General features: G+C 46.0%; 4 protein-coding genes and 1 pseudogene. 3 read left to right on the forward strand and 2 right to left on the reverse strand.

The window, feature by feature from the left end; all coding sequences use genetic code 11:
- Together F6K64_RS38685 and F6K64_RS37635 are read left to right on the forward strand one after the other, a co-directional pair.
- Positions 1-144: pseudogene (locus tag F6K64_RS38685) on the forward strand (hypothetical protein); the annotation flags it as partial.
- A gap of 337 nt (positions 145-481) precedes the next feature.
- Entirely contained in the window at positions 482-2713 is a 2232-nt protein-coding gene (locus F6K64_RS37635) for a protein kinase domain-containing protein (protein WP_287267967.1), read from the forward strand.
- Between the two features lie 1098 nt (positions 2714-3811).
- On the opposite strand, the gene F6K64_RS37640 is transcribed toward F6K64_RS37635, so the two are convergent.
- On the reverse strand, positions 3812-3964 hold the full coding sequence (locus tag F6K64_RS37640) for a hypothetical protein (protein WP_287267968.1): 153 nt from the start codon (positions 3962-3964) through the stop codon (positions 3812-3814).
- 865 nt (positions 3965-4829) lie between these two features.
- Here F6K64_RS37640 and F6K64_RS37645 point away from each other — a divergent pair.
- Positions 4830-4982: a hypothetical protein gene (locus F6K64_RS37645; RefSeq protein WP_287267970.1), complete on the forward strand. Its 153-nt coding sequence runs from the start codon at positions 4830-4832 to the stop codon at positions 4980-4982.
- A gap of 516 nt (positions 4983-5498) precedes the next feature.
- Here the strand turns inward: F6K64_RS37645 and F6K64_RS37650 are convergent.
- Positions 5499-6509: a reverse transcriptase/maturase family protein gene (locus F6K64_RS37650; protein ID WP_287267972.1), complete on the reverse strand. Its 1011-nt coding sequence runs from the start codon at positions 6507-6509 to the stop codon at positions 5499-5501.
- Positions 6510-7279: the final 770 nt, after the last annotated feature.

Here is a 7279-nt window from a genome sequence, read left to right on the forward strand (position 1 = left end):
CGGTCAGCGGTCAGCGGTCAGCGGTCAGCGGTCAGCGGTCAGCGGTCAGCGGTCAGCGGTCAGCGGTCAGCGGTCAGCGGTCAGCGGTCAGCGGTCAGCGGTCAGCGGTCAGCGGTCAGCGGTCAGCCTAATGCAGATAGCTGATAGCTGATAGCCTAATGCTGATAGCCTTTAGCCTAATGCTGATAGCTGATAGCCTTTAGCCTAATGCTGATAGCTGATAGCCTTTAGCCTAATGCTGATAGCTGATAGCTGATAGCTGATAGCCTAATGCTGATAGCTGATAGCCTTTAGCCTAATGCTGATAGCTGATAGCTGATAGCTGATAGCTGATAGCATACATATAATCAGAAGATAAATTGTCACAGTCCTGGTCAATAATACCGATCAGCGTATGTTAAACATGAGACAGTTAGCAACCCGCCCCCTTGGTGCGGAGTTTTAAACTTCCTTTTTGTGAAATCTTAGGCACATCAATCCTATGTTAGGCAAGTTACTGGACGGGCGTTACCAAGTGACTCAAGTCCTCGGTTCCGGGGGATTTGGCAAAACCTATTTAGCCAAGGACACGAAGCGTCCAGGTAACCCAAGCTGTGTTGTTAAGCAACTTCAGCCTCCCAATGGCTCTCAGACATTTTTAGAAACTGCTCGACGCCTATTTAGTAGGGAAGCTGAAACCCTTGAAAAGCTGGGAAATCATGACCAAATTCCTCGGCTTCTTGCCTACTTTGAAGAAGACCATGAGTTTTACTTGGTGCAACAGTTCATCGAAGGGCATCTCTTGAGCCAAGAGTTGTCCCCTGGTCACCGATGGCAGGAAAAACAGGTGATTGCGCTATTGCAGGAAGTCTTAGGTATTTTGGAATTTGTCCACCGTCACGGTGTGATTCATCGCGATATTAAGCCCGATAACCTGATCCGACGCACGGCAGATCAAAAGTTAGTCTTGGTGGACTTTGGTGCAGTTAAGCAAGTTCAAACTGATTTGGTTAGTGCCTATAGACAAACTCACCATACTGTGGTAGTAGGCACTCCAGGCTATATGTCCAGTGAGCAGGCTTTGGGTCAGCCCTGTCCTAGCAGTGATATTTATGCCCTAGGGATTATTGGGATTCAGGCATTAACTGGAATGTTACCAGATCAGTTTCAGGAAGACCTCAAAACTGGTGAAGTTAACTGGCAATCCCTGGTGTCAGTGAGTTTAGGATTGGCGAATGTCCTTACTAAAATGGTTCGCTACCAAGTCAAAGACCGTTACCAGTCGGCATCGCAGGTTTTACGAGACTTACAGAAACTGACTAGTAATTCAAAACCGTACTCCATCAATTCCCCGACCTACTACTCAATTCACAATATCCCCACAGTTGAAGAAAACTTCCCACCGGAGCAATTATCAAAGCCGTTCTCAGAGCAAAAAACTTGGGATGCAAATGCCGATAGAGGTTCTACTCCAAATAAACCAGCACCAACTCCCTTGCCTCCAACTAAGGCGGATAGATCGGATAATTTGTCTCTGATCATTGGCACTGGCATTGCCTTAGTTACTTCCTCGATAGCTGGTATGATCTACTCGATGCGTTCTAGCTCTTGGTCACCACCTAAAATAGTAAAACCAATTGCTCCTAGGAGTACACCCAATCACCGTTCAGATCCGGTGGTATATGAGCCACCAGCCCCAGCTGCCCCAGGTAATTGCCAGGTGACAGGTAATCCGTTCGCGAATGTGCGCTCCGAGCCTAACGGGTCAAAAGTTGGTCAGCTGAATCAGGGAACCAGTCTAGTTCTAACTGGTAGTGGACAACCTGGCTGGGTAGAAATTAGTTCACCGGTTACCGGGTGGGTGTTTACAAATTTGACTGACTGCGCACCAACGGTTGATCCAGTGGTGGCAACTGCTCCCAAGAGAAATGTTCCTAAGAGAAACGTTCCTAAGCAAAAAGTTTACCCAAAACCAAAACCTGTCGTCAGGAGGGCTCCATCGCCACCACAGACCCGTCAGCCAATACCAGCACAACCGGTAGATAATGGCTCACTAATTTTGGCAAGGGCAGTGGACAAGTATCAGGCAGGAAATATCAAGGGGGCAATTGCGATCGCACAAGATGTGCTGCCTAGTAGTCCCGCTTTCAATGGTGCCCAAAGCAAAATTGACCAATGGCACAATGAATGGGTATCCTTTGAACGCAAATTTGATCAGATTCAACAAGCCTATGAACAGGGTCGGTGGGTAGATGTGTTGAACTATGCTCAGAACAGCAATTTGCCAGCACGAGGCCATTGGCGTCTGAAGTTAAATCGAATCGTTGATCAAGCTCGGCGGCAACAAGCTCAAGCGGAAGCTAACCGAAAGCAACTTGCTGTACAGAATCAAATTGGCTCTAGAGCAAAGCAGCAAATTCAAAACAATACACAGCCAGCTCCACGACCGGTTTCTATTGCTGCACCATTGCCTAAACAGCCAGTGGTTACCGGTCAGAAAACTACTGCACCACCACCGTCTCAATCTACTAAAATCAAATATTACGTGATACTAAACGACGGCAGTGCTAGTGGTTTAGCCAAAGCCAGGAAAATTGTACCTGGTGCTTTTTTGGGTCGATTCCCACAAGGTACTCGCATTCAGATGGGAGCATTCAAAAATGAAGCCAAGGCCAATGCTTTTGCTAACCAACTACGTCAACAGGGAATGTCTGCTTCAATCTATAGACCTTAATCGTTTTGCTTAAAGTTAATTGGTTGAAGGCGATGGAATAATTCAATATTTCAAGGCTCATTAGGAGGAAAACCTAGTTTTCTTAATAAATCGTAATATATTTAAGCTCCAATGGGATGTATATGAGTAATATAGCAATTTTATATCCCATAAGGCACAAAATGATCCCCCTAAATCCCCCTTATCAAGGGGGACTTTGAGATTGATCAGCCTACCTCATAAATCCTAGAAACGCGCTTAGTATTGTATCAGGATAAAAAACCCCGCAATGGTCACAAAAACAGTGTGATATTTTATGCTCACCTAGGTACAGGGGTAAAACGAACCCGACGGGAAAAAGTAAGGATAAAAAAATACATATGGGTCCTTTACGAACTTTAGTGGTTCTACTGGTAATAGTGCTAATGCTCACGATGGGAATCGAAAGTAAAGCATGGGCAATCGATAAGGAATATATCTGCGAATTTTCGTCATCTAATCTTTGTCCTCCGAATGTGCTTAGTTATGACGCCAAGGTAATTAATAATCCGCACCATGATAGTGGAAAGGTGTACATGATTGCTAAAGAACCATCCCAAGTTGAGGTGACGTATGTTGATTAAAATAGCCAAAAACAGTTTGATGAAATTCAACTAAGCCGAGGAGAAGAAAAGGAAGATTTTATCACCCCGGAATTGTCCGTGGCTACGTACATCGTCAGGGGTAAGGTGGTGTTGGCAGCAATAGACGATGCTCGTTACGGTGAGGAGTTTATAGAGCAAATAAAGCAAGCCATGAGGCGATTCTTCAATTGAGGAGGCGGTTCGCAAAAAGCGACAAAAACCCAGAGTAGTTAGTATTAGTGGGACCCGGCACTTTTTTACGGATAACTTGAAGGGTTAAAGGGGTAAAAAAATCAATGATAATAACCGAGCGAGAAAGATATCGGAAGAGCATAAAAAGAGGAAAAAACAGCCGCAATACCTGGCTTTCGTGAACTCATCGATGTGCTCACCTGGACCCCCTTCCCTTGAACCTGGGGGCCCTTGTCAATTTCATCACCCGAAGGGTTTCACTGGAAGGAAAGACCCTCAGCCTCTCCCTTCGATATCCCACCTTTCAGCCATCGCCATCAATGACCTGTAATCCAAGACCAGCACAACCGGTAGATAATGGCTCATTAGTTTTGCTAGAGCAGAGCCAAACTATCAGGCCGGAAATATCAAGGGGGCAATAGCGATCGCCTTTGGCGTGGCCTACGGCCAATCGCACAAGAGGTGCTCCCTGGTAGTGCCGCTTTCAATGGTGCCCAAACCAAAATTGACCAATGGCACTATGAATGGGTATCCATTTGAAAGCAAATTTGATCACAATGAAAAACCGAGGATGGTATTCACCCGTCCCAATTCCAACCTGTTATAAAAACCACTGCAATTTAGCACAAGTTGAACTGACGGTGTTCCCCCCGGCGGTGGCGCGCGAGGGAAGCGAGGTTCTTCTCGACCCCCGACCCAAAGCATGAACTACTTCATGCTTTAACAAGACTACAAATTTTTAGGGATGAGTGCGTAAGCATGATTGACTCGATGGAGTTCCTTGTATCGGGGTGAGGAGCGCGCCCAGATCTTACCGGTAAACAAAATGAATTAGTTTCTAACAGTTTAAAGCTCTCAGCCACCATGTCAGCATTGGCATGTCGGCAGGAATGCTTGTGGAGCACGGTTTTGCTATCCACATAACATGGGTGGGCTTGGTTTTGCCCACCCTACAGGAGGCACCCCAGAACACCAAGTTTCGGGCTTGGTATAATTTACTGTACAAATTAGCTCTTTGATCTAAAATACCTGTTCCGGACGGGATCACAGACCGTGTGGTTTATATCGGTGTGCGGAGTGGCCGAACGAAAAGGCATGGTACTCTGGGGTGTTTGCAAATAAGATCAAATAGTATGTGTCGAGCTGCTCACCGAGTGTACACAGTGATGTAATAAGATCGTGTGAGAGAGGTATGATGTGAAATGGGAGATGTGACCAATGATTAAAAGGATTAAATGGGCGATTGAGTTCGTTATCCCACAAAAGTTACCGATTTATCTGGGGATTATGACGGCAGCCATGTTGTTGTTCGTGGCCACAGTATGACCATCACCGTCGTATGCGATGACACCCGGGAATATCTTGGTGTGGGAATTAAACAGAGATCTAGAAGAAATGCCAGTGGTGATGCCATACAAAAGCGACAGAAACGCATTGTTCGTGATCGCCCCAAAAAATCCGAGGTTTCGTTCTAGTGGAATGTTTGATTTAGATGTTGTTCACGGAGTGTGTGGCGTGCATGTAACCACCGACAATAATAAATGGTGGTATCTTTTGGTTCCGAACGAGTTAGTGCCAGTGAAATACCGATCGCATGTGACAGTGGACGTCATGAAATATAACATAACTGAGAAAAAAGTGTTCGTGCGCTCAATCTTAGATGGCGTCTCCCGAGTCGCGATGATCGGTGAACATCTGTTAGGAAGGGTATACGTAACCGGTGATTTCAATCAAGCGAGGAGTTGTAAATGGTGTTCTCCATGTTGCGTAACTCCGGAATCTGATCAATTCTTCTACAGTAGGACCAGGTGTATAGAATGACAAAAAAAAACCGAGTTGGAAAGTGTTTGGTAATTTTAAAAGGAGAAAAGCGATGGGGAGCTAAACTCAGAAATCAATGAGTGTAAAAGGAAAAATAAGCATTCATCCCGGCGTTATTGACAGCAACTACGACCCACCAACCTTTGACCCCCTTCCCAAAAACCTGGGGGTCAAGTACACTGCATCACCCGTTGGGTTACACTTCTTCGTATGACGCTCAGCCTCTTCGGAGATATACCACCTTTCACCCATCGCCACCAGCGTTGAAAATATGCCTCAATGCGCTCACTGGGCGCACAGTGCTCATAAAGCCGAGCCACATTTTCAACCATTCGTTCCACGGTCTTCGGTGCAATTCCTAAACCCGCTGGAGAAAACCAATAGCCCAGAAAATCAAACCCTCTGGCTATTCGTCCAATAAAGGTCTTGTCGGGATGTTTGAGAACCTTTAACTCATTCATCACCTGGTTAGTTGCCTTGATTGCCTTGCGCAACTTCCAGCGGGTCGGTGCCAGAATCACCCAATCGTCCATATACCGGACATAGAAACAACCAAGCTGAGCCATCCGGTCATCCAACGGCTTAAGGAATAACGCCCCAATTAGGGGAGAAAGAGGGCATCCTAAGGCGATGCCCTCTGTTATATCTATATAGTTTCCCCCATCCGAAACATAGCGACGCAAATAACCCCATAACAAACACAAAACCGCTTCATCACGGACATATTTCCCCACAATCTCCATCAAAATCGAATGATTGATACTGGCGTAATAGCTCTTAACATCCGTGCGAAAGACAAAAGTATTTTCCGACAGGTTCTCTGCAACCGCTCGCACTGCCCCCTTCAATCCGCCATGGCCAGCTAAATGAAAACATCGCGGGGAAAGGACCGGTTTCAAGTGTTCCGTCAATACTATGGTGATCGCCTTTAACACCAACGCAACCATCAACGACGACCACCATTCAAAGGACTCCTCCTTACCTCGAATTAAACGTAATTCGCGAAATTGATATTGTCCCGAAAGAATTTGCCCTTGTATAAGCGGTTTTTTCTCATGCCACCATCGCCTGACCTGCCAGACATCGGCATTAGGGTGATAATGTTCGCGTTTTTGGCACAACCATTGAAAGGCAATATCTATCACCTCGTCTGACGCAATTTTTTCGATCAGGGTGGACATAAGCGCGTTTATCGCAGTTATGAGGTACGCTACTCTACCTCAAAGTCCCCCTTTTTAAGGGGGATTTAGGGGGATCACTTGGTACCTGATGGGATATGGAATTGCTAAATAAAAGTAACGCAGGTGAATGTAGCATGATTTTGGCCACCAGGTCAATACCATCCGGTAGGGTGGGCAAAACCTTGCCCACCTACTATTTATAGTGTTTGGTAAGGCTTAATAAGCAATTGTGCGTAAGTGCGTCAGAGAAATTGACTAGGTAGGTAGCAAAAACGGGAACCAATAGAAGGACAAAGCAAACGGCGTTGCTGAATCAAGGAATGAATGCGCGGACATCTGGTTTTGGTCAAGCCCCCGTTGGTCCCCCAAGGGAGGGCGTGTTTTCAAATTTTTCCGCCAGATGATGATCCCCCCCAGCCCCCCGCGCGGAAGGGGGGAGCCATACTCATTGTCCCCCTTTTTTAAGGATTTAGGGGGATTTCCGAGTTTTCCGCCAGATGATGATCCCCCCCAGCCCCCCTTAATAAGCTATGCTTTATAAACATCTTTCTTAACATAAAACTTGACAAAAAGAGTCAAGTGTGCATAGAGAGGCGATCGCCCTAAATTGACAAAAAGAGTTAAGTGTGTATAAGAGTGCGTACGCTAATCTTCATTTCGGCGCTTTCCCCCTATAAATACTCTATGGTACTTGTGGCAAATCATACACCCCTGCACTATAGACAGCTCAACCAATCTAATCAGCACCATCAATGTTGGCTCAGTGATGT

Source organism: Moorena sp. SIO3A2, assembly GCF_010672265.1.
Lineage (GTDB): Bacteria > Cyanobacteriota > Cyanobacteriia > Cyanobacteriales > Coleofasciculaceae > Moorena > Moorena producens.

Bases quoted from the DNA above. Each gene is read 5' to 3' on its own strand.
- F6K64_RS37635 (WP_287267967.1), top strand. From the start codon at position 482: ATGTTAGGCAAGTTACTGGACGGGCGTTACCAAGTGACTCAAGTCCTC.
- F6K64_RS37645 (WP_287267970.1), top strand. From the start codon at position 4,830: ATGACCATCACCGTCGTATGCGATGACACCCGGGAATATCTTGGTGTG.
- F6K64_RS37650 (WP_287267972.1), bottom strand. From the start codon at position 6,509: ATGTCCACCCTGATCGAAAAAATTGCGTCAGACGAGGTGATAGATATT.